General features: G+C 39.6%; 1 protein-coding gene and 1 pseudogene. One reads left to right on the top strand and one right to left on the bottom strand.

The window, feature by feature from the left end:
• Window positions 1–155: pseudogene (locus tag AC1DRF_RS29705) on the top strand (YugN family protein); the annotation flags it as partial.
• Between the two features lie 36 nt (window positions 156–191).
• Here AC1DRF_RS29705 and ctaG read toward each other — a convergent pair.
• Window positions 192–961, bottom strand: a 770-nt coding sequence (gene ctaG / locus AC1DRF_RS29700; protein WP_477742532.1) for a cytochrome c oxidase assembly factor CtaG, incomplete at its 5' end; no start/stop codon positions are given.

Genomic DNA, 961 nt, shown 5'->3' with positions numbered 1-961 from the left:
CTGTTATTCATCTTATGACACCTCTACTAGGCAAACATTATTATCCTCACGGTGTAGAATATGGTGACGGCGAATACTTTCCGCCATCCCTTGTAGAACAGTGTGAAAAGATATTAACACAAATCAAATCACAGCTTGAAACCGTTCAGCTATAGAATTGGAAAAAGCGCAGTAATCACACTGCGCTTTTTTTAATTCAAAGGAGGAGTAGACGGAAATTCCTTTGGTTTTATATCTTGAGGCTCAGTAAAATCGGGCATGTACGTATCTTTCTCTCGTTCTTTTCGAGCCCACTGAAAAAAAATAAAGCCTAAAACCGTTCCATACACAATTTCTTGAATGATCTTCATAATAACGCCGCCTAGCTGCTGATCTTCCACGGGCGGCAGCGTATTAAACATCTCGGGAGCAAGCTGCCCTAAACTTGCAATCATAGAAGGCGGTACACAAAGGGAAAGAGCTTGTACCCAAGCGCTTGAGTCTGTATACGTCGCATATAAAGAATGATTTGCAAAAATAATCAGCGCGCACGCTGGAGTAAGGAGTACGCCATCTGCAAAAATGTATCCAAGCTTTTTTAAAGAACTTAGCGTCTGTTCTTCTTCTAGCTGATTAACGAGTGGCCACCACATGCAAAATGCAGCGATAAATAATACAACACTTACGATTCCGTGGAGCATCATATCCGTTTTAATAAAATCAAAAAGCAGCGGAATATGATACAAAGAGAATAACCCATTGAATAACAGTAGCGCAATTAAGGGCTGTGTAAAGAATTTAAAAATAGGTTTAACCCCTCTTACATAAATAACAGAACGAGCTAACCACGCCGGAATTCCTAAAATAAAAAGCGGAGGAATCACCAAGTAAACGATTGCCATTTGCGTCATATGAGCACTAAACATAAAATGCCCTAGTAAATCTACAGGTCCTCCTTTACATATATATAAAAGAACCATGC

The sequence above is a fragment of the Priestia sp. P5_B4 genome (assembly GCF_056400385.1).
This window is presented reverse-complemented; position numbering and strand designations above follow the sequence as displayed.